Source organism: Citrobacter sp. GW821-FHT02E08 (assembly GCF_059421685.1).
This window is the reverse complement of record NZ_JBWKVL010000015.1, coordinates 101,720-127,990: the sequence shown is the minus strand read 5'-3', so window position 1 is coordinate 127,990 and position 26,271 is coordinate 101,720. Positions and strand designations below refer to the sequence as shown.

19 protein-coding genes, 1 pseudogene and 1 riboswitch are annotated in these 26,271 nt (G+C 52.4%); of the genes and pseudogenes, 8 read left to right on the top strand and 12 right to left on the bottom strand.

Features of this window, described 5'->3' with window-relative positions:
- Positions 1 to 111: 111 nt before the first annotated feature.
- Both murI and btuB read right to left on the bottom strand, forming a co-directional pair.
- Positions 112 to 963 (bottom strand): glutamate racemase, encoded by an 852-nt coding sequence (gene murI, locus AC07UY_RS17940; RefSeq protein ID WP_192613839.1) that lies wholly within the window; start codon positions 961 to 963, stop codon positions 112 to 114.
- Positions 908 to 2,746: a TonB-dependent vitamin B12 receptor BtuB gene (gene btuB, locus AC07UY_RS17935; protein WP_494701650.1), complete on the bottom strand. Its 1,839-nt coding sequence runs from the start codon at positions 2,744 to 2,746 to the stop codon at positions 908 to 910. The genes murI and btuB overlap by 56 nt, the downstream gene beginning before the upstream one ends.
- A 65-nt stretch (positions 2,747 to 2,811) precedes the next feature.
- Positions 2,812 to 3,006: riboswitch (cobalamin riboswitch) on the bottom strand.
- Between the two features lie 114 nt (positions 3,007 to 3,120).
- On the opposite strand from btuB, the gene trmA reads away from it, so the two are divergent.
- On the top strand, positions 3,121 to 4,221 hold the full coding sequence (gene trmA / locus AC07UY_RS17930; protein WP_494701651.1) for a tRNA (uridine(54)-C5)-methyltransferase TrmA: 1,101 nt from the start codon (positions 3,121 to 3,123) through the stop codon (positions 4,219 to 4,221).
- A 52-nt stretch (positions 4,222 to 4,273) separates the two neighbouring features.
- Here the strand turns inward: trmA and AC07UY_RS17925 are convergent, their stop codons facing one another.
- Positions 4,274 to 4,633: a YijD family membrane protein gene (locus AC07UY_RS17925; protein WP_203359353.1), complete on the bottom strand. Its 360-nt coding sequence runs from the start codon at positions 4,631 to 4,633 to the stop codon at positions 4,274 to 4,276.
- A gap of 15 nt (positions 4,634 to 4,648) precedes the next feature.
- Complete coding sequence (gene fabR, locus AC07UY_RS17920) at positions 4,649 to 5,284, bottom strand: HTH-type transcriptional repressor FabR (protein ID WP_162380271.1); 636 nt, start codon at positions 5,282 to 5,284, stop codon at positions 4,649 to 4,651.
- Positions 5,285 to 5,482: 198 nt separating this feature from the next.
- On the opposite strand from fabR, the gene sthA reads away from it, so the two are divergent.
- A complete protein-coding gene (gene sthA, locus AC07UY_RS17915; protein ID WP_203359354.1) occupies positions 5,483 to 6,883 on the top strand; it encodes a Si-specific NAD(P)(+) transhydrogenase in 1,401 nt (466 codons plus the stop codon).
- Here sthA and oxyR read toward each other — a convergent pair.
- The 6 genes and pseudogenes from oxyR to argC form a co-directional block, all read right to left on the bottom strand.
- A complete protein-coding gene (oxyR, locus tag AC07UY_RS17910; protein ID WP_192613843.1) occupies positions 6,866 to 7,783 on the bottom strand; it encodes a DNA-binding transcriptional regulator OxyR in 918 nt (305 codons plus the stop codon). The two genes, sthA and oxyR, sit on opposite strands and share 18 nt — an antisense overlap.
- Positions 7,784 to 8,090: 307 nt before the next feature.
- Positions 8,091 to 9,374 (bottom strand): MFS transporter, encoded by a 1,284-nt coding sequence (locus AC07UY_RS17905; protein ID WP_494660749.1) that lies wholly within the window; start codon positions 9,372 to 9,374, stop codon positions 8,091 to 8,093.
- 212 nt (positions 9,375 to 9,586) lie between these two features.
- Positions 9,587 to 9,682 (bottom strand): annotated as a pseudogene (locus AC07UY_RS17900) (starvation-sensing protein rspA); the annotation flags it as partial.
- A gap of 485 nt (positions 9,683 to 10,167) precedes the next feature.
- Positions 10,168 to 11,541: an argininosuccinate lyase gene (argH, locus tag AC07UY_RS17895; RefSeq protein ID WP_494660750.1), complete on the bottom strand. Its 1,374-nt coding sequence runs from the start codon at positions 11,539 to 11,541 to the stop codon at positions 10,168 to 10,170.
- Between the two features lie 104 nt (positions 11,542 to 11,645).
- Positions 11,646 to 12,422, bottom strand: coding sequence for an acetylglutamate kinase (gene argB, locus AC07UY_RS17890; RefSeq protein WP_494660751.1), 777 nt, complete (start codon positions 12,420 to 12,422; stop codon positions 11,646 to 11,648).
- 7 nt (positions 12,423 to 12,429) lie between these two features.
- Positions 12,430 to 13,434, bottom strand: a complete 1,005-nt coding sequence (argC, locus tag AC07UY_RS17885; RefSeq protein WP_494660752.1) for an N-acetyl-gamma-glutamyl-phosphate reductase — start codon at positions 13,432 to 13,434, stop codon at positions 12,430 to 12,432.
- A gap of 178 nt (positions 13,435 to 13,612) precedes the next feature.
- Between argC and argE the strand changes: the two genes are divergently transcribed.
- The 6 genes from argE (at position 13,613) to gldA (ending at position 22,859) form a co-directional block, all read left to right on the top strand.
- The gene (argE, locus tag AC07UY_RS17880; protein ID WP_203359360.1) at positions 13,613 to 14,764 is read left to right on the top strand and encodes an acetylornithine deacetylase; all 1,152 of its coding nucleotides are present in this window, start codon (positions 13,613 to 13,615) and stop codon (positions 14,762 to 14,764) included.
- Between the two features lie 344 nt (positions 14,765 to 15,108).
- Positions 15,109 to 17,760 (top strand): phosphoenolpyruvate carboxylase, encoded by a 2,652-nt coding sequence (gene ppc / locus AC07UY_RS17875; RefSeq protein WP_494660754.1) that lies wholly within the window; start codon positions 15,109 to 15,111, stop codon positions 17,758 to 17,760.
- A 194-nt stretch (positions 17,761 to 17,954) separates the two neighbouring features.
- The gene (locus AC07UY_RS17870; protein ID WP_494660755.1) at positions 17,955 to 19,688 is read left to right on the top strand and encodes a phosphoethanolamine transferase CptA; all 1,734 of its coding nucleotides are present in this window, start codon (positions 17,955 to 17,957) and stop codon (positions 19,686 to 19,688) included.
- A gap of 98 nt (positions 19,689 to 19,786) precedes the next feature.
- Positions 19,787 to 20,647 carry a helix-turn-helix transcriptional regulator gene (locus AC07UY_RS17865; RefSeq protein ID WP_494660756.1) on the top strand — a complete coding sequence of 287 codons (861 nt, stop codon included), beginning with the start codon at positions 19,787 to 19,789 and terminating at the stop codon, positions 20,645 to 20,647.
- Between the two features lie 433 nt (positions 20,648 to 21,080).
- A complete protein-coding gene (gene fsa / locus AC07UY_RS17860; RefSeq protein ID WP_203361344.1) occupies positions 21,081 to 21,743 on the top strand; it encodes a fructose-6-phosphate aldolase in 663 nt (220 codons plus the stop codon).
- 12 nt (positions 21,744 to 21,755) lie between these two features.
- Positions 21,756 to 22,859 carry a bifunctional L-1,2-propanediol dehydrogenase/glycerol dehydrogenase gene (gene gldA, locus AC07UY_RS17855; protein WP_494660757.1) on the top strand — a complete coding sequence of 368 codons (1,104 nt, stop codon included), beginning with the start codon at positions 21,756 to 21,758 and terminating at the stop codon, positions 22,857 to 22,859.
- Between the two features lie 202 nt (positions 22,860 to 23,061).
- Here gldA and AC07UY_RS17850 read toward each other — a convergent pair whose 3' ends face one another.
- Positions 23,062 to 23,976: a DMT family transporter gene (locus AC07UY_RS17850; protein ID WP_494701652.1), complete on the bottom strand. Its 915-nt coding sequence runs from the start codon at positions 23,974 to 23,976 to the stop codon at positions 23,062 to 23,064.
- Positions 23,977 to 24,089: 113 nt separating this feature from the next.
- Complete coding sequence (gene katG, locus AC07UY_RS17845) at positions 24,090 to 26,270, bottom strand: catalase/peroxidase HPI (protein WP_203359366.1); 2,181 nt, start codon at positions 26,268 to 26,270, stop codon at positions 24,090 to 24,092.
- Position 26,271: the final 1 nt, after the last annotated feature.

Here is a 26,271-nt window from a genome sequence, read left to right as displayed (position 1 = left end):
TGCGTGCCGTTGTTCCGTGTCAGTGGAGGCGCATTATAGGGAGTTATTTCAGGCTGACAAGCGGAAATTTAAAATAATTTTCCAAGTGTTTTCTTTTTAAGCAAAACACATTTAAACAGCCAGTTTTTCGAGCGTTTTGAAGCCATAGCGCTGTAAAACGGGTAATAACTGTTCAGTCTCCGGCGTTGCCGCCATGCAAAACGCAACATTCGCATCCGTTGATTTTGCATCTGGCGCTTCATGTTCTAACAGCCAGGCAGTACGACGCGCAATTGCAGCACCGGAATCGACCAGCCGAGTCCCTTCAGGAAGCACCTGTAATAATTCTTCCTGTAATAGAGGGAAATGCGTGCATCCCAATACCACCGTATCCGGCGGCTCTTGCATGCGAAGCCAGGGACGCAGAATGCGTCGCAACTCTTCCAGGGGAACAGGAGCGCCGTGTAACTTGGCTTCAGCCAGTTCTACCAACTCTGCAGAGCCCAACAAGGAGATCTGACATTCATTAGCAAAGCGCGCAATCAGCTCATGGGTATAAGGGCGTTTAACCGTCCCTCGCGTCGCCAGTAGCCCCACCACACCATTCGCCGTCAGTCTCGCTGCCGGTTTAATAGCAGGAACGACCCCTACAACCGGGAAAGCAAACTTTTCACGTAATGCTGGCAGTGAAACCGTACTGGCCGTGTTGCAGGCAATGACGGCCAGCGCGAGAGGGTAACGCTGCTGAACTGCAGTGACAATTTCAACAACGCGCTCAACGATAAACTCTTCGCTTTTTTCCCCATAGGGAAAAGCAACGTTATCGAATGCGTATATATAGTGGAGATCCGGCAGGAGATGCCGAATCTCATCATAAACTGACAGCCCACCAACGCCGGAATCAAACACCAGCACGGTGGGACGTGGATCAGAAGGTGTAGCTGCCAGACAAGGTGTATTCCCGTCCTGCAGTTGGGTAGCCATAAACCGTCTCGTAATCTTTGTCGAACAGGTTAGCTATTTTACCACGAACTGTCAGTTGTGAGGTGAGTGGATATGAAACAGCAAGATCCCACAAACTCACACCGCCCATTTTGACATTCTCATAAGTGACAAAGTCAGTATCGTAACGGGTACCTAAATACTGGTACGTCAGGCCCCAGTCAAAATCATGCACCTGCCAGTCAAGTTGGTATTTGACCAGTTGTTTTGAGCGACGAGGCAGCGGTTGGTCGGTAATGGCATTACGGGCATCAACATAATCGTAGCTGAGCGTATGCGCCAACGGTCCCGTATCAAAGTTTGCGGTTGCCTCAACCCCTTTAATACGGACCTCCCCCTCGTTGTAATATTTCTGGGCATGATCGTCATAATCGATCATGTCATCGATATCGTTACGATAACCTGAAATACGCCAGCTAACGCCTGCCGTTAACCCTTCAAACGCACCTTCCCACTGCTTACTTTCTTCAGGATTCAGATCTGAATTGCCGTAGAAGCCATACAGTTGGCCCAGATTCGGGGCTTTGTAAGAGGTGCCGTAGGAAGCAATAAAACGATAGCCTTCAATAAATTCCCATCCGGCGCTGGTTTGCCAGGTGCTATGACGGCCAAACTGGGAATTATCATCACTGCGCACTGCACCTTCAAAGGTGAAGTCACCGAGTTGCTGCAGCCCTGTCAGGTAGAGACCCGTGTTGCGCTGTTCATTGCCTTCAGCCACATAACCCGTTCCGGGCGTCGTGGTTTGTTTCTGCCAGTCGATACCTGTCCCCACATTACCGTGACCAACGACGACACTGTTTGACCACTGGACATTATATTGCTTCATATCATCCAGCGTCGCGGAATCATCATAACGACCATATTCAGGGTCGTAGTTATAGTCCTTGCTATGGCTATAACTGGAAACCAGTTGAGATTGAATGCTCTCGCCGTTGAAGCGCAATCCGGCATCCCAGCTCTGGCTATAGAGTTGACGAGTGTCGATCAGCGGTGTGCCTGGCCAGTAGTAAGAGTCATAATTAGTACGGTTATCATAGCCATAGCCACGCACAAACCCGCTCCATGTCTCGGAAAAATTATGCTCCAGCGCACCATAAAGCGTCTTGCTCTGGAAGCCATCCCGATCGGATTGCGGCTGGACGCCTGTACCACCGTAAGCGACAACATCAAAACCACGCGTATAAGCGTAATCCCCCATCAGCGTGACGCGTGTGTTTTCACCAAGCTGTTGCTGCGTTGAAATATTATAGTTCTGATAACTGTTCGTTCCCCATCCGGCAGACAACTCTGTGCCCGATTTCTCGCGCGTTGTAATGATGTTTACCACGCCGCCAATTGCATCCGAACCATAAATAGCTGAACGCGGGCCTCGGATGTATTCAATACGCTGAACAAGAGCCACCGGGAACTGACTGAGATCCGCAGAACCACTGACCCCCGCCAAATTCAGACGGACACCGTCAACCAACACCAGCACATGGCTGGAATTCGTCCCGCGAACAAAAATGGAAGAGAGCTGTCCGGATCCGCCGCTTTGAGAAATATCTACCCCAGGCAGACGACGTAGTACATCGTTCACGGAAGTCGATTGCCAGCGATCAATATCCTGACGCGTGACCACAGTCACAGGAGCAAGCACGGCACTGAGAGGTTGTTGAAAACGGTTTGCAGTAACGACCATGGTGTCCGGGTTAACATCCTGCGCCCACCCGGAAAATGCTGTGACGGAGAGCGCCGTCAACAGCGAGGTTTTTTTTATCATTGTAAAGCATCCACAATATAAGAAGGATGCCGCAGGCCCCATCGATAGTACGCGATGATGAAAACCAGATGCGACGTTAGCCGGCAGGTCTTCGGGCTTGGAAGATTATCCATGTACAAGATAAAAAGAGATGAAGACTTCCCACCTGACGGCAGTGTCTGCTTACGCATCCATCTCATCATTCCTTACCGCTGCGCGTCAGCCCCAGATTTACACTGGGTTCCCTTTTAACTCACAGGACCGGAGCACGGATGCTACATTCTGCTATAACCTATTGTCCAGGCTAGATATCACAAATCCGTAATCATCAATGACTGGACATCTGATGAGCAATCCCTACAATCCCCGCGTACTTTTATTATTCAGGATGCATCATGACCCCCGAACACCTTCCGACAGAACAGTATGACGCGCAGCTTGCCGAGAAAGTCGTCCGTTTGCAGAGTATGATGGCGCCGTTTTCTGATCTAATGCCGGAAGTGTTTCGCTCGCCGGTCAGTCACTACCGTATGCGTGCCGAATTTCGTTTATGGCACGATGGTGATGACCTTTACCACATCATGTTTGATCAGCAGACCAAAAACCGCATTCGCGTCGATAGCTTCCCGGCCGCCAGCGAGCTGATCAACCAACTGATGACCGCCATGATTGAAGGCGTTCGTGACAATCACACCCTACGCCACAAGCTGTTCCAGATTGATTACCTCACGACGATGAGCAATCAGGCGGTGGTAACGCTGCTGTACCATAAAAAACTGGATGATGCCTGGCGTAAAGAAGCCGAAGCCTTACGGGATGCGTTACGCGCAAAAAATCTGAATGTGCATCTGATTGGTCGGGCGACGAAAACCAAAATTGAGCTGGACCAGGATTTCATTGACGAACGTCTACCGGTTGCCGGGAAAGAGATGATCTACCGCCAGGTTGAGAACAGCTTTACCCAACCCAACGCAGCAATGAACATTCACATGCTGGAATGGGCGCTGGATGCCACCAAAGGTTCGACCGGCGACCTGCTTGAGCTGTACTGCGGTAACGGTAACTTTTCGTTAGCGCTAGCGCGAAATTTTGATCGCGTACTGGCAACGGAAATCGCCAAACCGTCAGTGGCGGCAGCACAGTACAATATTGCTGCGAATCACATTGATAACGTGCAAATTATTCGTATGGCTGCGGAAGAGTTTACCCAGGCGATGAACGGCGTGCGCGAATTTAACCGTCTGCAGGGCATTGACCTGAAGAGTTATCAGTGCGAAACCATTTTTGTCGATCCGCCACGCAGCGGTCTGGACAGTGAAACCGAAAGAATGGTGCAGGCGTATCCGCGTATCCTCTACATCTCCTGTAACCCGGAGACGCTCTGCAAGAACCTGGAAACATTAAGCCAGACGCACAATGTGTCACGCCTGGCGTTGTTCGATCAGTTCCCGTATACGCACCATATGGAGTGCGGGGTCTTGCTGACAGCGAAGTAAAACGTGTTGCCGTTGTAGGCCTGATAAGCGTAGCGCCATCAGGCCTACTGCATTACTCTGCCAATTCCTGCTTACGATTGCGAACCTTAAAGCCAATCCAGAACACCAGAGCCACCGACAGTACCGCCGGGAAGAAGTTGGAGCCGATATCCGGATATTCCGCACGCACTACGGTACTGTAAAGCAGCACACCCAGAATAAAGCAGGCGGCAGCAAGACCTGGCAGCCCCACGGGCATCGTGCGATTTTGATAGCGTTGATGCAGGCAATACACCGCCAGTATCAGCGCAATTAACGGGAAGACAGAAAATGGCACAATGGAGCTAAACAGCGCCGCAAATGTACCATTGATTGACAAGCCAGCGACCAGCGCCAGCAATAACGTACCTTTATCTTGACCTGACTGTTTCATTGCTCATCCTTCACGTTACTCGGAGTGATGTGACATTTTCTCTTGTTCACGGCGATACCAGTAATATGCCCCTTTCGCAATCATGCGCAGTTGCAATACCAGTCGCTCTTCTAATTGCCGACGCTGTTCTGCGCCGACATCCAATGCCTCCGCGCCCGCACTGAAGACAATCGTCACCATGGCTTCGGCCTGAGCTTCAGTGAACGCACGCGGCATATGGTTTTCGAGTTCAAGATAGTCCGCAAGTTCCGCGATGAAATGTTGAATTTCACGCGCAACGGCCGCACGAAATGCGGCAGAGGTACCCGAACGTTCACGCAATAATAAACGGAAGGCGTTTGGATTGTTGCCGATGAACTCCATAAATGTGGAGACCGAGGTGCGGATCACACTCCCGCCTTTGGCAATACGCTGACGCGCCTGGCGCATCAGCTGGCGTAGCATTAAACCGCTTTCATCGACCATCGTCAGACCAAGCTCATCCACATCACGGAAATGGCGGTAAAACGAGGTTGGCGCAATGCCCGCTTCCCGCGCAACTTCACGCAGGCTCAGACTGGCGAAACTTCGCTCAGCACTCAGTTGACTGAATGCGGCTTCTACCAGCGAACGCCGGGTTTTTTCTTTTTGTTGCGCTCTAACGCCCATCACGATGTCTGAATCCTTCCGTATGCCTTGTCTGGCACTATACCAGAGATTAAAAGTAACGGGTTTACGCCGGATTGTGAATGATTGTTTACGCGCAGTTTGTGCTTCGACTTCGCAAAAAAGCACAACGATAATTGGGTTATCCCGGCAATAATGTTACTATCCTGTTGCTTTTATGTATAAGAACAGGTAAGCCTTACCATGCCACATTCCTACGATTACGATGCAATAGTAATAGGTTCAGGCCCCGGCGGCGAAGGCGCTGCAATGGGTCTGGTTAAGCTTGGAGCGCGCGTCGCCGTCATTGAGCGCTATCATAACGTTGGCGGCGGTTGTACCCACTGGGGCACCATCCCGTCAAAAGCGCTCCGTCACGCCGTCAGCCGTATCATCGAATTCAATCAGAACCCTCTTTACAGCGACCATTCCCGACTGCTTCGTTCTTCCTTTGCCGATATTCTCAACCATGCCGATAACGTAATAAATCAGCAAACTCGCATGCGGCAGGGTTTTTATGAGCGTAATCACTGCGAAATTTTGCAAGGTAACGCCCATTTTGTTGACGAACACACGCTTGCACTGGAATGCCGTGACGGTACGGTAGAAACGTTGACGGCCGAGAAATTTGTCATCGCTTGCGGTTCTCGTCCGTATCACCCTGGCGATGTCGATTTCTCGCACCCCCGAGTGTATGACAGCGATTCCATTCTCAGCCTGCAACATGAACCGCGCCACGTGCTGATCTATGGCGCGGGGGTCATTGGCTGTGAATACGCCTCAATATTCCGGGGAATGGATGTCAAAGTCGACCTGATCAATACCCGCGATCGTCTGCTGGCATTCCTCGATCAGGAAATGTCCGACTCCCTCTCTTACCACTTCTGGAACAGCGGCGTCGTCATTCGCCACAATGAAGAGTACGAGAAAATCGAAGGGTGTGACGATGGCGTGATCATGCACCTGAAATCCGGCAAAAAACTAAAAGCGGATTGCCTGCTGTACGCCAACGGTCGCACCGGTAACACGGACTCGCTGGCGCTGGAAAATATTGGTCTGGAAACGGACAGCCGCGGTCAGTTGAAAGTCAACAGCATGTACCAAACGGCTTTACCGCACGTGTATGCCGTGGGCGATGTGATAGGTTACCCGAGTCTTGCCTCTGCAGCTTACGATCAGGGACGTATCGCAGCACACGCGCTGGTCAAAGGTGAAGCCACCGCCCATCTTATCGAAGATATCCCCACCGGGATTTACACCATTCCGGAAATCAGCTCTGTCGGTAAAACCGAACAGCAGCTGACAGCGATGAAAGTGCCATATGAAGTAGGACGTGCCCAGTTTAAACATCTGGCGCGGGCGCAAATCGTTGGGATGAATGTCGGAACGCTGAAAATCCTGTTCCATCGTGAAACCAAAGAAATTCTGGGAATCCATTGCTTTGGCGAGCGTGCGGCAGAAATTATTCACATTGGCCAGGCGATCATGGAACAAAAAGGTGGTGGTAACACGATCGAGTACTTCGTTAACACCACCTTTAACTACCCGACCATGGCGGAAGCCTACCGGGTAGCGGCGTTAAATGGTTTAAACCGCCTGTTTTAACGCGTTGTCAAAATGGCCATCCATCGAACCACGGATGGCCTCCGCCAACTGCTCATAACGGCTGCGCAGCGGTGATCCTGGACGATAAACCAACCCAACCGTACGACGCGGTTCAGGCTTAATACAAGGCAGATAAACCACGCCATCACGCTTACGTTCCCGCGGAACCGCCAGCGCAGGCAACAGGGTAATCCCGCTTCCTGCCGCTACCATATTGCGTAATGTTTCCAGACTGGTCGCCCGGAAATGGGTATCTTCATCCGCACCGGCTTCAAAACAGAAGCCCATCGCCTGGTCGCGCAGACAGTGGCCATCTTCCAGCATCAGCAGCTTTTCACCCGCCAGATCGGACATCGGCACGCGATCGCGGTTCGCCCACGGGTGATCTTCATAGATCGCCAGCATCATCGGTTCATCAAACAGCGGGACTTCGATAAACGCCTCGCTCTCCTTCACCAACGCCAGAATAACGCAGTCGAGTTTGCCGCTATCCAGTTGCGCTAACAACTGATGCGTCTGCGCCTCATGCAAATACATTTCTAACTTCGGGAAGGTCTGATGCAGCATGGGAATAATATGCGGCAGCAAATAAGGGCCAACCGTTGGGATCAAACCAATATGTAGCGGCCCAGACATTGTCTCGCCTTGCTGGCTTGCCATTTCCTTGAGCACTTTGACCTCACGCAGTACGGTACGCGCCTGATCCACCAGCAGCAAACCTGCCTGAGTGAACAGAACTTTACGACTCGTACGCTCCAGTAGCATCACGCCCAGCTCATCTTCCAGCTTGCGGATCTGCCCGCTCAGCGTCGGTTGGCTAACGTGACAGGAATCCGCCGCCCGCCGGAAGTGACGATGTTCGGCTAATGCCACCAGGTATTCAAGATCACGAATATTCATTATTCATCCTCCGTCGCCACGATAGTTCATGGCGATAGGTAGCATAGCAACGAACGATTATCCCTATCAAGCTTTCTGACTAATAATACATCACAGAAACGGAGCGGTACCTCTTTAACCCCTTGAAGCCACTGCCCGTTCAGAGAGTTTCTCTCATACTCGACATAACGAAAGCCAACGTGAACTTTTGCGGACCCCGTGGTCCGCTTTTTTTTTGCATAAACATTACCACTGCCGTCAATTACGACCTGCTGTAAGCAGGAAAGCCCCCGATAAAGGGGGCCTGAGAAGCATTAAATAGCGATCTTCACTCAATGCGATCCTTCACAATGAAGAAATAGCAAACCGCCCCGGTAAACGTAACGCAGGCCGCGATCACCAGTGCAAGATTAAAGGAATGGGTCGTATCCACCACCCACCCCGTAACGACGGGAGCAAAAGAGGCAAAAATGAAGCTACCAAAATTTTGAATCGCAGCCACCGAGGCCACTTTTGTTTCAGACACCATAACCTGAACCAGTCCCCAGGCCGACGTGCCAGCAAAATGTACGCAGAATAGCGCCATTGAAATAAAGGCGACAGCCTGCGCAGGCGTAGAAGATTGAACAACCAGCAGAGTCCCCAGCGCTGACATTATCAGACCTACAACAATTGCCGTTTTACGCGTTTTCGTAAGGTCATATCCATGTTTAGCTAATCGGTCTACGGCAATCCCGTTTACCCACATTCCCACCGCAGCAGCAAGAAAAGGGATGGCTGCCACCCAGCCCGTCTTCGCTAAACTAAATCCTTGCTCTGCCTGTAAATACCCCGGCAACCAGGCAATATAGAGCCAGCCTGTATAGTTGACGCCTGAGAATCCAAGAATCATCCCCCAGGTGGTACGGTGCCTGAAAAGCGCCAGCCATTCTCTAAAATGCAGTTTAGGTCGAGGCTTAGCAGGTACAGACAGCCAGGCCCGCTCAACATCCATCAAAACGAACTGCGCACGATTGCGATACCAGGCATACCAGCAGAGGCCAACCAAAATCCCCGCGACACCAATAATGACGAACATGGTTCTCCACCCCCATGCAATTTGCATAAGAACCAGTGCAGGAGGTGCAATAGCCTGGCCGATAACCGTGGAGGAGTTAAAAATTCCTAGCGCAGTCCCTCGCTCTTTTTGCGCATACCAGTCCGTAATGGATTTCACACCCGCAGGCATAAAAGGGGCTTCACCGATGCCAAGACCAATACGCATGATGATAAAATGGCTAAATGAGTTAACCATGCCGGTTAATACTTGCATTAACGACCAGAAAATTAAGCCAGCACCCAATACAATTCTTGGACCAAAGCGATCGAGCAAAATGCCCGAGGGAAGCTGTGAAAACCCATAAGAAAGTGAAAATGCAGAAAGTAGCACACCAAATTCTGTAGCCGATAATCCCAACTCACCACGAATAGCTTCACCTGCTACGCTCAGAGAAGAGCGATCTAAGAAATTAACTATTCCAGCCATGAATAATAAAACTAATGTTACCGTCTGGATATTGTTAATTCGTTTTGGTTTATTTTTAATTGCATCAACTGATACTTCAACATCCATTTTTAGTTCCTCCGGGCGGATTAATAAATGCAATTACTATTTTGAATATGATTTACACACTGAACCAATAACAATAGTGAGGATGAGGAGGTTGTTATTCGTTGTGTTTTAAAGAATTACCCATTCCATAGCGTACCGTCTTCCAGACGTGCTACCGGTAAACATGTGGGCTTATGCGGGGGTTTTGCTGCTCTCTTTTCGCCAAATGAGAGACCTGGCCCAACGCCTCCATCATCAGTCGTCATATTGAGCGTGATAAAATTACGCCCCGGACAAGTCATAAAAACTTCAGCGCCTACAATTTTCATTGTTTATTTCCTGAAATGTAAATAAGCACTTAAAATGCTATGCTTTTAACCTACTACCATACAAGATTAAAAAATTGAAAACAGAAGACTGATCACATAAAAAATGACCTATCCGATAATAGAAATAATAGTAAGTGAATCTCTAACCCTATTCTAAGTAATCATTAAAATAACACGTTACAGGTTTTCGTTATTACCAACAAGCCATCACCAATAGACACCACTTAATACTGCCGCAACAATAAAATTCATAACTCCCTTTATTAAAACACTTTAAGTTTGATAATTCATACGGCAATAAAAGAGATGAAAAACCATTAGCAGATGAAGTAATAAAGAAAGGGTGATGACATGCCAAATAATGATTTAATTATCTAATCTGATGGTGGATGGTTAAGATTGAGGAGTATCGTGAATGGCAGAGATTTCAGATATGACAGAAAACTCACACTCTCCCGTATTCCGGAGAGTGTGAGTAGAAATCGTTAACTCAGGCGCGCTTTCGCGTAGTCGATCGCCTGAGCAACCTGCTGCGGCGAAACGCCTCCTTTTGCCGCCCGTTTATCCAGACAGGATTGCAGCGACAGGATCGGATAGACATCATCGCCAATCACCGCACTGAACTTCTGCAAATCATTCAGCGACAACGCTTCCAGCGGCTTACCCTGACGAATCGCTTCGACCACCGTTTCGCCCACAATATGATGCGCTTCACGGAACGGTACGCCTTTGGCGACCAGATAATCCGCCAGTTCCGTCGCGTTGGCATAACCCTGCTGCGCTGCTTCCTGGCAGCGAGGACGCTTCACCTGAATGCCATCCAGCACCAGCGCCGCCATATGCAGACAATCCAGCCAGGTGTCGAGCGCGTCGAACAGCCCCTCTTTGTCTTCCTGCATATCTTTGTTATACGCCAGTGGCAGACCTTTCAGCGTCATCATCATGCCGGTCAGTGCGCCCTGCACACGGCCACATTTGCCGCGGATCAGTTCCAGCGCATCCGGGTTTTTCTTCTGCGGCATCAGAGAAGAGCCGGAAGTCACGCGATCGGAAAGCTCAACAAAGCCCGCTTCGCCGGTATTAAAGAAAATCAGATCTTCTGCGAAGCGTGACAGGTGGACCATCCCGATAGATGCGTCGGACAGCAGTTCAAGGACATGGTCACGATCGGAAACGCTGTCCAGGCTATTACGGGTTGCCGATGCAAAGCCCAGCCAACCGGCCAGCTGTTCACGGTCAATCTCATAAGCAGTACCCGCCAGCGCGCCGCAACCTAATGGGCTGACGTCCAGACGCTTAAGCGCATCCTGCAAGCGGCTCTCATCGCGGGCCAGCATTTCAACGTAAGCCAGGCACCAGTGGGCAAACGTGACTGGCTGCGCGCGTTGAAGATGGGTATAACCCGGCATCACCGCGTCCTGGTTATTTTGCGCGGTTTCCACCAGCGCACTTTGCAGTTGACGGGTAGCGTTCAGCAGCTCCGCGACGGTATCTTTGCACCACAGCTTCAGATCGGTCGCGACCTGATCGTTGCGGCTACGTCCGGTATGCAGCTTTTTGCCTAACTGGCCGACCTTGTCGATAAGCTTACCTTCGACCCAGCTATGAATATCTTCGGCATCGCTTTGCAGGATCTGCTGCGGGTCAAGACGTACCTCTTCCAGCAAATTGTTCAGTGCTTCTTCAAGCTGCAACTGCTCGTCTGCGGTCAACACGCCAACGGTTACCAGCGCTTTGGACCAGGCCACAGAGCCGACGATATCCTGCTCCGCCAGGCGATAGTCGAAGCGCAAAGAGTCGTTGAACTGTTTGAACCGTTGATCCGCTGCCTGTGTAAAACGCCCACCCCAAAGTGCCATAACAAATTTCCTTAATAATCAAATTTTTGCCCGGTGGCACTGCGCTTACCGGGCCTACAAGCCCACGTAGGCCGGATAAGCGAAGCGCCATCCGGCACAGAATCTTACGCCAGAATACGCGTACCGATAGGCGTACCATTAAACAGCGCCGGGAGTTGTTCCGCATGACGCCAGGAGGCGATATCCACCGGACGGCCCAGCGTACGCGCCGCATCCAGAGCCGCATTTACCTTCACAATCATGCCATCAGTAATGATGCCCTGTTCAATCAGTTGTTCCGCTTTGTCGGCGGTCATCTCGGCAATACGCTGGCCTTTCCCGTCGAGAATTCCGCTCACATCGGAGAGCAGAATGAGATCCGCACCGAGCGTTGCCGCCAGCGCTGTCGCCGCCTGATCGGCGTTGACGTTCATCAACTCGCCTTCTTCGGTCACACCGATTGAGCTAACCACCGGCAGAAAACCACTTTCCAGCAGGGTGTTAATCAGCACAGGCGAACCCGGCTGCGCCAGTCCAACATGGCCTAACGCTTCGTCGAGCTGAGTCACTTTTACGCTGTCACCGTCGCCAAGATAAAGACCCACAGAGGCAATATGATGTTTCTTCGCCCACGCCAGCAGGGTTTTGTTTGCCGTCCCCGCCAGCGCACCGGTAATGATGTCGATCTGGTCGGCAGGCGTCACACGCAGGCCGTTTTTCTTTTTCACCGGCAGGTTGAGCCCTTTCATCAGCTCATCCACCACACAGCCGCCGCCATGCACAATGACCAGCGGACGCTGATGCGACTCACGATAGTTCACCAGCGCGGTAAACAGACGCTCCAGCGCCTCTTCGCTATCAAGTAATACGCCGCCCAGCTTGATAATCAATGGATTCATCATTGCACCCTTAAATAAGAGACTGCGTTTCGGCAAAGCCAAAACGAATGTTAGCGCACTGCATGGCCTGCGCCGCTGCGCCTTTCAATAAGTTGTCTTCGGTTGCCACAACAATCAGGTGCTCGCCCTGTACTGCGAATCCGATATCGCAGAACGGTAACCCAACCACGTTTTTCAGCGCCGGAACGCCTTTGTCATACAGACGTACCAGCGGTTTATCGCCATACGCCTGCTGCAATACCTTCCCTACCTGAGCCTGCGTGACACCCGGTTTCAGGCGGCAGGTAATGGTTTCCAGAATGCCCCGTGGGAAGTTACCCAGATGCGGCGTGAAGATCACGTCTGCCCCCAGATGCGTTGCGATTTCCGGCTGATGGCGGTGAGTAAACACGCCGTACGGTTGCAGGCTCACTTCGCAGAAGCTATTCGAGATTGCAGCCTTGCGCCCGGCTCCGCTCACGCCACTGGTGGCGTTGATCACCGGCCACTGGGAGAGTTCCAGCAGATCGGCATCAATCAGTGGTTTCAGCGAAAGCTGCGCTGCCGTGGGATAACACCCCGGTACGGCAATCAGGTTTGCCTCTTTCAGTTTATCGGCGTTCCACTCAGCCAGACCGTACACCGCCTGCTCCAGCAGTTCAGGGTGCTGATGCGTAAAACCATAATATGTCTCGTAGAAGGCGCCATCATTAACGCGGAACGCACCGGAGAGGTCGAACACCACACAGCCTGCCGCCAGAAATTGCGGCGCGAGATCGTGGCTCACCTCATGGGCAGTGGCGAGGAACACCACATCCACCCCTGCGCTAAACTCGCTAATATCAGACATCGGCTGCAACGCCAAATCGACAATGCCCTTTAACTGCGGATGTAAATCAGAGATTAATTTTCCTGCATCATTGCTTTGCGCTGAGACGGTCAAAGCGGTTATGGTCATATCAGGATGGCGATTTACATAGGTCACAAGCTCTGCGCCAGCGTAACCACTGGCACCCACAATCAGCGTATTCAACATCGGGGCTGTTCACCTTCTTACGTCTATGTGATCGGGAAGACGGGAATCTTCCTCACCGGGTTAAGGTTTTTCACCTCACCTTACACTTGGTGGGTTTTATTACGCTTAACGTTATTGTATTTTTATTCACAAATACTGCATGAATATTGATACTATCATGACCTAAGGTGTGTCAACAATGAAAAACGATTTACCGCCATTTATCGAGATTTACCGCGCTCTGATTGCCACACCATCGATTAGCGCAACCGAAGAAGCACTGGATCAAAGCAATGCGTCTTTAATCACTCTGCTGGCTGAATGGTTTAAGGATTTGGGCTTTCAGGTTGACGTTCAGCCCGTCCCCGGAACCCGTCATAAATTCAATATGCTCGCAAGTATTGGACAAGGTGCGGGTGGTCTGTTGCTGGCCGGGCATACCGACACAGTACCGTTTGATGATGGACGCTGGACGCGCGACCCTTTCACGCTGACCGAACACGACAATAAGCTCTACGGTCTGGGCACGGCTGACATGAAAGGTTTCTTCGCGTTTATTCTCGATGCCCTGCGCGACGTGGATGTGACAAAGCTGAAGAAACCGCTCTACATTCTGGCGACCGCCGATGAAGAAACCAGCATGGCGGGCGCGCGCTATTTTGCGGAGACCTCCTCTCTGCGCCCGGACTGCGCGATTATTGGCGAACCGACATCGCTGCAACCGATACGCGCCCACAAAGGCCATATTTCAAACGCGATACGTATTCTGGGTCAGTCGGGACACTCCAGCGATCCGGCGCGTGGCGTTAATGCGATTGAACTGATGCATGACGCTATTGGCCACATCATGCAACTGCGCGACGACCTGAAAGAACGTTATCACTACGAAGCGTTTACCGTCCCGTACCCGACGTTAAATCTGGGTCATATTCATGGCGGTGATGCGGCGAACCGCATTTGCGCCTGTTGCGAACTGCATATGGATATCCGCCCGCTGCCAGGCATGACGCTGAATGATCTTAACGGCCTGCTCAATGATGCTCTGGCGCCAGTGAGCGAACGCTGGCCGGGTCGCCTGACGGTGTCAGAATTGCACCCGCCCATCCCAGGCTATGAGTGTCCGCCCAACCATCAACTGGTTGAAGTGGTCGAAAAGCTGCTGGGGACGAAAACAGACGTGGTGAACTACTGCACCGAAGCGCCGTTTATCCAGACGCTATGCCCAACGCTGGTGCTTGGACCGGGTTCCATTAACCAGGCCCATCAGCCGGATGAATATCTGGAAACACGCTTCATTAAGCCAACTCGTGAATTAATCACTCAAGTGATACATCACTTCTGCTGGCACTAACGATCCCTCGCCTCGCCCATCCGAAGGGAATACGCGAGGCGATATTTTTACATTTTCATAAGCAATACTTATCTGATTCTTGCTGAATTAAATAACGTAAATTGCCGCCATTTATTCGTTTGCTGAACCGATTTCGCAGCAATTGACGTCACGTCTTTTACGTGGCTTTATAAAAGACGACAAAGAACAATGTCCGAAAGATTCCATATTGCAGCAAGGCCGCGCACCAGCACATCTCAGGGAACTGACATAAGCCAGTGACCCCGATGGGCGAGCGCAGCCAACACCGCTGCGGCGTGAAAGATACAGGGCAATCAAATTAAAGATGGGGTGTCTGGGGTCATATGAACGAACAATATTCCGCGTTGCGTAGTAATGTCAGTATGCTCGGCAAAGTGCTGGGAGAAACCATCAAAGATGCGTTGGGAGAGAGCATTCTTGATCGCGTAGAAACAATCCGTAAGCTGTCGAAATCTTCTCGCGCTGGCAATGAAGCCGACCGCCAGGAATTGCTCACTACGTTACAGAATCTGTCTAACGACGAGCTTTTGCCGGTTGCCCGTGCGTTCAGTCAATTTCTGAATCTGGCCAATACCGCTGAGCAATACCACAGTATTTCGCCGCATGGCGAAGCTGCCAGCAACCCGGAAGTGATCGCCCGCACCCTGCGTAAACTAAAAAACCAACCCGATCTCGACGATGCCACCATCAGAAAGGCCGTGGAGTCCTTGTCCCTGGAACTGGTGCTCACCGCCCACCCGACAGAGATCACTCGCCGCACGCTGATCCATAAAATGGGTGAAGTTAACACCTGCCTGAAGCAGCTTGATAACAAAGACATCGTCGATTACGAACGTCATCAACTGATGCGCCGTTTGCGTCAGTTGATCGCCCAGTCCTGGCATACCGATGAGATCCGCAAGCTACGCCCAAGCCCGGTGGATGAAGCCAAATGGGGCTTTGCCGTTGTAGAAAACAGTCTGTGGCAGGGGGTACCTAACTACCTGCGTGAGCTGAACGAACAGCTCGAAGAGAATCTGGGTTACACGCTGCCCGTTGATTTCGTTCCCGTCCGTTTTACCTCCTGGATGGGCGGTGACCGTGACGGCAACCCGAACGTAACGGCAGATATTACCCGCCATGTGATGCTGCTAAGCCGCTGGAAAGCCACCGACCTCTTCCTGAAAGACATTCAATTTTTAATTTCCGAACTGTCCATGGTCGATGCCACGCCGGAACTGTTAGCGATGGTCGGCGAAGAAGGTGCATCGGAGCCTTACCGCTATCTGATGAAAAACCTGCGCGCGCGCCTGATGGCAACTCAGGCCTGGCTGGAAGCACGTCTGAAAGGTGAGAAGCTGCCGAAACCGGCAGGTCTACTGACCCAAAACGAACAGCTATGGGAGCCTCTGTACGCCTGTTATCAGTCACTTCAGGCATGTGGCATGGGCATCATCGCCAACGGCGAACTGCTCGACACCCTTCGCCGCGTAAAATGCTTTGGCGTACCGCTGGTCCGCATTGATATCCGTCAGGAGAGCACCCGTCATACTGAAGCGCTGGGCGAACTGACCCGTTACCTCGGTCTTGGCGATTATGAAAACTGGTCAGAAGCCGACAAGCAGGCCTTCCTGATCCGCGAACTGAATTCCAAACGTCCGCTGCTGCCACGTAACTGGGAACCCAGCAATGAAACCCGCGAAGTGCTTGATACCTGTCAGGTCATCGCCGAAGCGCCTCTCGGTTCTATTGCCGCTTACGTCATATCGATGGCAAAAACACCGTCTGACGTACTGGCCGTTCATCTGCTGTTGAAAGAAGCCGGTATTGGCTTTGCCATGCCTGTCGCGCCACTGTTCGAAACGCTGGATGACCTGAACAATGCCGATAGCGTGATGACGCAGCTGTTGAATATCGACTGGTATCGCGGGCTTATCCAGGGCAAGCAGATGGTCATGATCGGCTACTCTGACTCCGCGAAAGATGCCGGTGTGATGGCCGCATCCTGGGCGCAGTATCAGGCGCAGGACGCTCTGATCAAAACCTGTGAAAAAGCAGGCATTGAACTGACACTGTTCCACGGGCGCGGTGGCTCCATTGGTCGCGGCGGTGCCCCGGCTCATGCCGCACTCCTCTCCCAACCGCCAGGCAGTCTGAAAGGCGGACTGCGCGTCACCGAACAAGGCGAGATGATCCGCTTCAAATACGGTCTGCCGGAAGTGACCATTAGCAGCCTGTCGTTGTACACCAGCGCGATTCTGGAGGCTAACCTGTTGCCGCCGCCAGAGCCGAAAGAAGACTGGCGTCATATTATGGATGAGCTGTCTGTCATCTCTTGCGATATGTATCGCGGCTACGTACGTGAAAACAAAGACTTTGTGCCGTATTTCCGCTCGGCAACGCCAGAACAGGAACTGGCTAAGTTGCCGCTTGGCTCGCGTCCGGCAAAACGTCGACCCACCGGGGGCGTTGAATCACTGCGCGCCATCCCGTGGATCTTTGCCTGGACGCAAAACCGCCTGATGCTCCCGGCCTGGTTAGGTGCTGGTACCGCACTGCAAAAAGTGGTCGAAGATGGCAAGCAGAGCGAACTGGAAACCATGTGTCGTGACTGGCCGTTCTTCTCCACACGTCTTGCGATGCTGGAAATGGTGTTCTCAAAAGCGGACCTGTGGCTGGCAGAATACTACGACCAGCGTCTGGTCAAAAAAGAGCTGTGGCCGCTGGGTGCAGAGTTGCGCCATCTGCAGGAGGAAGACATCAAGGTGGTGCTGGCGATCGCCAACGACGCCCATTTAATGGCTGATCTGCCGTGGATTGCCGAGTCTATCCAGTTAAGAAACGTCTACACTGACCCGCTGAACGTCCTGCAGGCAGAGTTGTTACACCGTTCGCGCCTGGCGGAAGAACAAGGCAAAGAACCTGATCCACGCGTTGAACAAGCGCTGATGGTCACCATCGCTGGCGTGGCTGCCGGCATGCGTAATACCGGTTAATTCCCCCCAGTAAACCGCCCTGTGACATAGTCCAGGGCGGGCATTTCAAACTGATGTTATAGTCTCCATAGATTCATTCTATTCTGTCTGCATTTCATTCACTGAGTGGATATTTATTATTCATCTTGATGGTTCAGATTTTCTTAAGGTTTGGGTGCTACGTTTGGCGCCACTATTAAAGACAGGCTTACTCTATGCAATCCTTAAATTTCCAGCCTAAGCCAGCATTCAGCTGGAAAGCTCTGGGCTGGGCACTTCTCTATTTCTGTTTTTTCTCAACGTTACTGCAAGCGATTATCTGCATTACCGGGTTCAGCGGCACAAACGGGCTACGTGACTCGTTGCTGTACAGTTCGCTCTGGCTGATCCCGATTTTGCTGTTTCCCAGCCGGACGCGTGTTATTGCCGCCGTGGTAGGTATCGTACTGTGGGCAGCATCACTGGCAACGCTCTGTTATTACGTCATTTACGGTCAGGAGTTTTCACAAAGCGTCCTGTTCGTGATGTTTGAAACCAATGCCAACGAAGCCAGCGAGTTTCTGGGTCAGTATTTCAGTCTGAAAATCATTGTCATTGCGATAGCCTATACCGCTGTAGCGGTGCTGCTGTGGACACGTCTTCGCCCCATTTATATTCCGGGACGCTGGCGTTGGTTCGTCTCCTTTGCTCTGCTGTACGGCCTTTTTCTGAACCCGTTCGTGGTCAAGTCAGCAGTTAACGGCGCACCGTATGAAAAGACGCTAAATGTCCTGTACTCGCGCATGGAACCTGCGGCCCCGTGGCAATTTGTTATTGGCTATTCTGAGTATCAGCGCCAGCTGACCGCGCTAAACAATCTGTTGAGCCAGAACCACGCGCTGCCGCCGCTGGAGAACTTTAAAGACAATTCCGGTGATGCTCCGCGCACACTTGTCCTGGTGATTGGCGAGTCCACCCAACGTGGTCGCATGAGTTTGTACGGCTACCCGCGTAAAACCACGCCGGAACTGGACGCCCTGCGCAACTCAGACCCTAAGTTGAGCGTCTTCACTAACGTAGTGACCTCACGGCCATACACGATTGAGATCCTGCAACAGGCACTGACTTTCGCCAATGAACAGGAGCCCGATCTGTATCTGTCGAAGCCGTCACTGATGAACATGATGAAACAGGCAGGTTATAAGACCTTCTGGATCACCAACCAACAGACAATGACCGCCCGTAACACCATGCTGACCGTGTTCTCAAAACAGACCGACAAGCAGTTCTATATGAACCAGCAACGCACTCAAAGTGCACGCGAATATGACACCAACGTGCTGACACCGTTTAAAGAAGTGTTAGCCGACCCGGCACCGAAGAAATTCATTATCGTTCACCTGCTGGGTACGCACATTAGGTACAAATTTCGTTACCCGGAAAACCAGGGCACGTTTGATGGTAAGACCGACCACGTCCCTGCCGGGCTGAGCGACGATGAGCTGGAGTCGTATAACGATTACGACAATGCCAATCTGTACAACGATCACGTGATTGCCAGTCTGATTAATGACTACAAAGCAACCGATCCGAACGGCTTCCTGCTCTACTTCTCTGATCACGGCGAAGAGGTGTACGACACGCCGCCGCATAAAACACAGGGGCGTAACGAAGAAAATCCAACGCGCCATATGTATACCGTCCCCTTCCTGTTGTGGACGTCGGAAAAATGGCAGGCTGCGCATCCGCGTGATCTCTCACAGGATGTCGACCGTAAGTACAGCAGCTCCGAGTTTATTCACACCTGGTCTGACTTAGCAGGATTAACCTACGATGGTTATGACCCAACGCGTTCCATCACCAGCCCGCAATTTAAAGAAGTGACGCGCTGGATTGGTAATCCCTACAAGAAAAACGCGCTGATAGATTACGACACCCTCCCGTATGGGGATCAGGTCGCAAATCAGTAACAGACGTCATCGTTCGATTGAAGGTCACTCTTTTTAGAGTGGCCTTTTTTTATGATGCCAGTTAATGTTGCCCTGTCAGCGCCAGGTAAGGGAACATCATGTATCACGACGTCAGCCACCTTCTTTCTCGTCTCATTAATGGTCCCACGGCGCTACGTCAGATTTATTTCGCTACGGCCAACGGTCCGATCCCTGAGCTTGCTTATCGGGTTGATTTTCCGCGCCTGGAGATTGTGCTGGACGGTGAGTTCGCCGATGCAGGGATCTCTGGAACTCCTGCTGCACTGACGCCAGGAGACGTTTTGTACGTCCCGGCTGGCGGCTGGAACTTTCCGCAATGGAGAGCGCCCGTCACCACGCTCAGTATTCTGTTTGGCAAGCAGCAGTTAGGTTTTAGCGTGGTTCACTGGGACGGAAAACACTACCAAAATCTGGCCACACAGAATGTGGCGCGCCGTGGCCCCCGCATTGGCTCTTTCTTGCTGCAAACGCTGAATGAAATGCAAATGCAGCCGCAGGAACAGCAGACCGCCAGACTGATCGTGGCCAGTCTGCTGAGCCATTGCCGCGACCTGCTCGGCAGTCAGATCCAAACCGCATCACGAAGCCACGCGCTGTTCGAAGCTATTCGCGATTATATTGATGAACACTACGCCACACCGCTCACCCGGGAATCAGTCGCCCAGGCCTTCTACATCTCGCCAAACTACCTCTCGCACCTGTTTCAAAAAACCGGCGCTATTGGCTTTAACGAATACCTGAACCACACACGGCTGGAGCATGCGAAGACACTGCTCAAAGGTTACGATCTTAAAGTCAAAGAAGTGGCCCACACCTGCGGGTTTGTCGACAGCAACTATTTCTGTCGTCTGTTTCGTAAAAATACGGAGCGTTCACCGTCAGAGTATCGTCGGCAATACCACAGCCAACTCACCGAGAAGGACGTTAATCCAGAATGATGTGGGTATGCTGCGGCTAATGCCTGGCTGATATCCACTTCCACTAAACGATTAACGAGTCTTTCTCAGGATCTGCACCAACTCCCCCCATGCCCATCATGTTGTTGTAGCAAACAACAGGTAATCCAACGTGACGAAGACAGTGGATAAAAATGTTATTTACTGGATTTTTGTAATATCAAAACAAGAATGACATCTGCAATATGGCGACTTGTGAAGCATATCGCATTTTGATACTTACATTACATTTGTCCAGTTTTTGGCAGATTTGTCACATAGCGTAGCCTGATACAACTCTTTTATCCTGTAACCAGAAAACGGTTATGGGGAGAGGCAATACCCAATCATTCCGCCACCCGCTGGTTAACGCAGCCTCTGCCGAGACGATTGCCAGCCCGCAGCAACACGAACTGGAACTGTAAAAGGACAAATGATGGAACTGTATCTGGATACCGCCAACGTGGCGGAAGTTAAACGTCTGGCGCGTCTCTTTCCGATCGCTGGGGTGACGACGAACCCCAGCATCGTGGCAGCCAGCAAAGAGTCTATCTGGGATGTGCTGCCCCGGCTGCAAAAAGCCATTGGTGAAGAAGGAACGCTGTTTGCCCAGACAATGAGCCGCGACGCGCAAGGCATGGTGGAAGAGGCCAAACGCCTGAGCGATGCGGTTCCAGGGATCGTGGTGAAAATCCCGGTCACGTCCGAAGGGTTAGCCGCTATAAAACAGCTGAAAAAAGAAGGCATCACGACGCTGGGTACCGCCGTGTACAGCGCAGCGCAAGGGCTACTTGCCGCGCTGGCTGGCGCGAAATATATCGCACCCTATGTGAACCGCATTGATGCTCAAGGTGGCGATGGTATTCGTACGGTACAGGAACTGCAAACCTTGCTGGAACTTCACGCGCCAGAAAGCATGGTGCTCGCCGCCAGCTTCAAAACCCCGCGCCAGGCGCTGGATTGCATGCTGGTAGGATGCGAAGCAATCACCCTGCCATTAGATGTAGCGCAACAAATGCTGAATACCCCTGCGGTAGAGTCGGCTATAGAGAAGTTTGAGCAGGACTGGAAAAACGCATTTGGTCATATCAACCTGTGAGGGAAATAGAGTATGGATCGCATTATTCAATCACCTGGTAAATACATCCAGGGTGCTGATGTCATCACCCGTCTTGGCGACTACCTCAAACCGATGGCGGAACGCTGGCTGGTTGTCGGCGACAAATTTGTCTTAGGTTTTGCCCAGGCAGCCCTGGAAAAAAGCTTTAAAGATGCCGGACTGGTACTGGAAATTGCGTCATTTGGCGGCGAATGTTCGCAAAATGAAATTGATCGCCTGCGTGGCGTGGCGGAAAAAGCGCAGTGCGGCGCGGTGCTGGGTATCGGCGGCGGTAAAACGCTGGACACCGCAAAAGCGCTGGCCCACTTTATGGGAATTCCGGTAGCCATTGCGCCAACCATTGCCTCAACCGACGCACCGTGCAGCGCGCTCTCCGTTATCTACACTGACGCGGGTGAGTTCGACCGTTACCTGTTGTTGCCGCAAAACCCGCATATGGTCATTGTTGATACCAAAATCGTTGCCGGCGCGCCTGCGCGACTGTTAGCTGCAGGTATCGGTGATGCGCTGGCGACCTGGTTTGAAGCCCGTGCCTGTTCACGTAGCGGCGCAACCACCATGGCAGGCGGTAAATGCACGCAGGCGGCGCTAGCGCTGGCCGAACTGTGCTACAACACACTGATCGAAGAAGGTGAAAAAGCCATGCTGGCCGCTGAGCAGCATGTGGTGACACCGGCTCTGGAACGCGTCATTGAAGCCAACACCTACCTGAGCGGCGTGGGCTTTGAAAGCGGCGGTCTGGCGGCAGCACATGCCATACACAACGGCCTGACGGCGATTCCGGACGCGCATCACTACTATCACGGTGAAAAAGTCGCTTTCGGGACGCTGACACAACTGGTTCTGGAAAATGCGCCGGTCGAAGAGATCGAAACCGTTGCCGCGCTGTGCCATTCCGTCGGTTTGCCTATCACCCTGGCGCAACTGGATATTAAACAGGATATTCCGGCAAAAATGCGCACGGTTGCAGAAGCCTCTTGCGCAGAAGGCGAAACGATTCACAACATGCCTGGCGGCGCGACACCGGATGAAGTCTATGCCGCCCTGCTGGTTGCCGACCAGTATGGTCAGCGTTTCCTGCAAGAATGGGAATAAAATCCGACTGAGGTTCCCGGCATTGTCCTGACACCGTTAGTTTAAGACCGAGATATCCGGGGCGACCACCGGGTTTGGCGTCCCTCCGGGAACCAAATCCCGGTGTTTCCCCTCATTCATTGGCTTAAGTGAACGGTGTCAGGCATTGTCCGGGCATTTTTTTAGGTTCTTTTTACTGCAAATTACCAGGAAGAGATGGCCGTCACGACGATGACGTAACCTTTTGTACCTGCGCCTCACGCTTTTTATAGCTGACGATAGCCAGCGCCAGAACGATCAGCACAATGCCGCCGCCTTCCACGACGCCGGGATTCTCACCGAGCAGCCACCAGGAAAACAGAACGCCGCAAACCGGAACCGCCAGGGTACTTAAGCTGGCAATACTGGCAGGCAGATTCCTCAGAACAAACAGCCACAAACTCCAGGCCAGCGCCGTCGCCAGAATCGCGCTATAGCCCAGCGCCCAGAATACGATGGACTGCCAGTCAACTTCAGGCTGCGGAACCCACCAGGCCACCAAGCTCATGATCAGCGCCGCATACAGCATCTGCCATGCGGTCAACGCGAGTAAATCGATACGAGGATGGCGGGCATACATCCGCTTGGCGACAATAGCGCTCGCTCCCCAGCTTATCCCGGAAAGGATCGCCAGCAACGCGCTCTTCAGCGAAGAATAATCCAGTTGCCACGGCTGCATCACCAGCAGTAAACCAATTGCCGCAATCATAATCGCCGCGTATTGCAAACGCCGTAATCGTTCGCCCAGAAACAGCGCCGCCAGAATCACCACCCAAAACGGCATGGTATACGTCAGAATAGCCACCTTCCCCGCACCGCCGCTCATCAGCGCCCATTGCGCCAGTCCTATCATGCCGCAGGTCTGTAATAGCGCAATCGCCAGCGTGTATTTGAATGGCGTCGGGCGCAGCCCACGGCCGCGTAAGAGCAGTACGATAAATAAGATTAAGGCTCCGAAGATACAGCGCAGTGAAGTGAAGTCGAACGCGCCAATATAGCTCGTGACTTGCTTCATAAAGATCCAGCTATAGCTCCAGATAAGGGTGAGGGTAATAAGACCACTGATTGCCAGTGAGTGACTCTTTCCTGAGGCTGACATGATAAATCCAGTAAATTGGTGTTCCCGGCAAATACTATACGCTGACAAATACACTTCAGCGACGACAATCACGCCGCCGCTGAAGTGTTATCCGGTTACTTCACTACCAGTGATTACAGCAGATCGAAACGGTCCAGGTTCATCACTTTCACCCATGCCGCGACAAAGTCTTTCACAAACTTCTCGTGGGCATCACTGCACGCGTAAACCTCCGCCAACGCACGCAGCACGGCATTTGAACCAAACACCAGGTCAGCGCGAGTCGCCGTGTATTTCACTTCACCGTTTTGACGATCGCGGCCTTCAAACAGCTCCGCAGACTCATCGGTCGCTTTCCATTCGTTGCGCATATCCAGCAAATTAACAAAGAAATCATTGCTGAGTACGCCTGGACGCTCGGTGAAAACGCCATGCTGGCTACCATCAAAGTTGGCACCCAGAACACGCATCCCCCCCACCAGCACCGTCAGCTCCGGCGCAGTGAGCGTCAGCTGCTGCGCTTTATCAATCAGCAGAGATTCCGTTGTCGCCTCGCCTGGCTCGCCGCGATAGTTGCGGAAACCATCTGCAACAGGCTTAAGCAGTTCAAACATTTCAACGTCGGTTTGATCCTGGCGCGCATCGACACGGCCCGGTGTAAACGGCACGCTAATGCTCACGCCCGCCGCGCTTGCCGCCTGCTCTACACCCACCACGCCAGCCAGAACGATAATATCGGCCAGTGAGGCTTTACCGGAAGATTTCTGAATGCCTTCCAGTACGGGCAGGACGCGGGCGGCAGTCGCGTTAACATCCCAGTATCTCTGTGGATCCAATGCCAGCCGCGCACCGTTGGCGCCACCGCGTTTATCACCACCACGGAAGGTCGATGCCGATGCCCATGCCACCGACACCAGCTCGCTGACGGAAAGCCCGGAACCTGCAATCGCAGACTTCAGGTTAATAATGTCTTCCTGAGTCGGATTGAATACCGGCTGTGGCAGCGGATCTTGCCAGATCAAATCCTCTTTCGGCACTTCCGGTCCAATGTAACGCGCTTTTGGCCCCATATCTCTGTGGGTCAGTTTGTACCAGGCACGTGCGAAAGCTTCGTTAAACGCCTGAGGATCGTTCAGGAAACGACGGGAAATTTTCTCGAATTCCGGATCGAAACGCAGCGTCAGGTCCGTCACCAGCATGGTAGGTTTGCGTTTCTTCGACGGATCAAACGGATCCGGAATAATTTCAGGCGCGTCGACCGCTTCAAACTGGATCGCGCCCGCCGGGCTGCGCGTCTGCACCCATTCGTATTTGAACAGGTTTTCAAAGAAATAATTGCTCCACTGGGTTGGCGTCTGTGACCAGACCACTTCCAGACCGGAGGTAATGGAATCCGCCCCGACACCCGTGCCATGGCTGCTCTTCCAGCCTAAACCTTGTTGCTCAATAGGTGCTGCTTCCGGGTCCGCGCCCACATGCGATGCTGAGGCTGCGCCGTGAGTTTTACCCAGCGTATGTCCGCCCGCAATGAGCGCCACGGTTTCTTCGTCGTCCATCCCCATGTTGCCGAAGGTGGCGCGAATAGCGGATGCCGCAGAGAGAGGTTCCCCGCTGGCGTTAGGCCCTTCCGGGTTAACGTAGATCAGCCCCATTTCGGTGGCGGCTAACGGACGTTTTGCCAACGCTTCCGGGTCGCGATGGGTCAGCCAGGCTTTCTCATCACCCCAGTTGACGTCGAGATCCGGTTCCCACACATCTTCACGACCGGCACCAAAGCCAAAGGTACGGAAGCCTGAGTTTTCCAGCGCGACGTTACCCGCCAAAATAAACAGGTCGGCCCATGAGATTTTCTGGCCATATTTCTGTTTGATAGGCCACAGCAGGCGGCGTGCTTTGTCCAGGCTGACGTTATCCGGCCAGGAGTTTAAAGGCGCAAAACGCTGCTGTCCGCGCCCGGCACCGCCGCGACCATCCACAGAACGGTAAGTCCCGGCACCGTGCCATGCCATACGGATAAAGAGACCGGCATAAGTGCCCCAATCCGCAGGCCACCACGGTTGAGAGTCGGACAGGAGCGCTTTGAGATCCCCTTTCAGGGCGGAGTAGTCGAGTTTGCTAAATTCTTTACGGTAGTCGAAGTCTTCACCCAGCGGGTTCGAACGGTTGGAGTGTTGATTAAGGAGGTCAACGCGAAGTTGCTTTGGCCACCAATCGCGGTTATTCATACCAGCGCCTGCGCTCTGGTCCGGGTTTGCTTGATGGAAAGGACACTTCCCGGCGGACACGTTATTCTGGCTATCGTCGGACATGCTCATC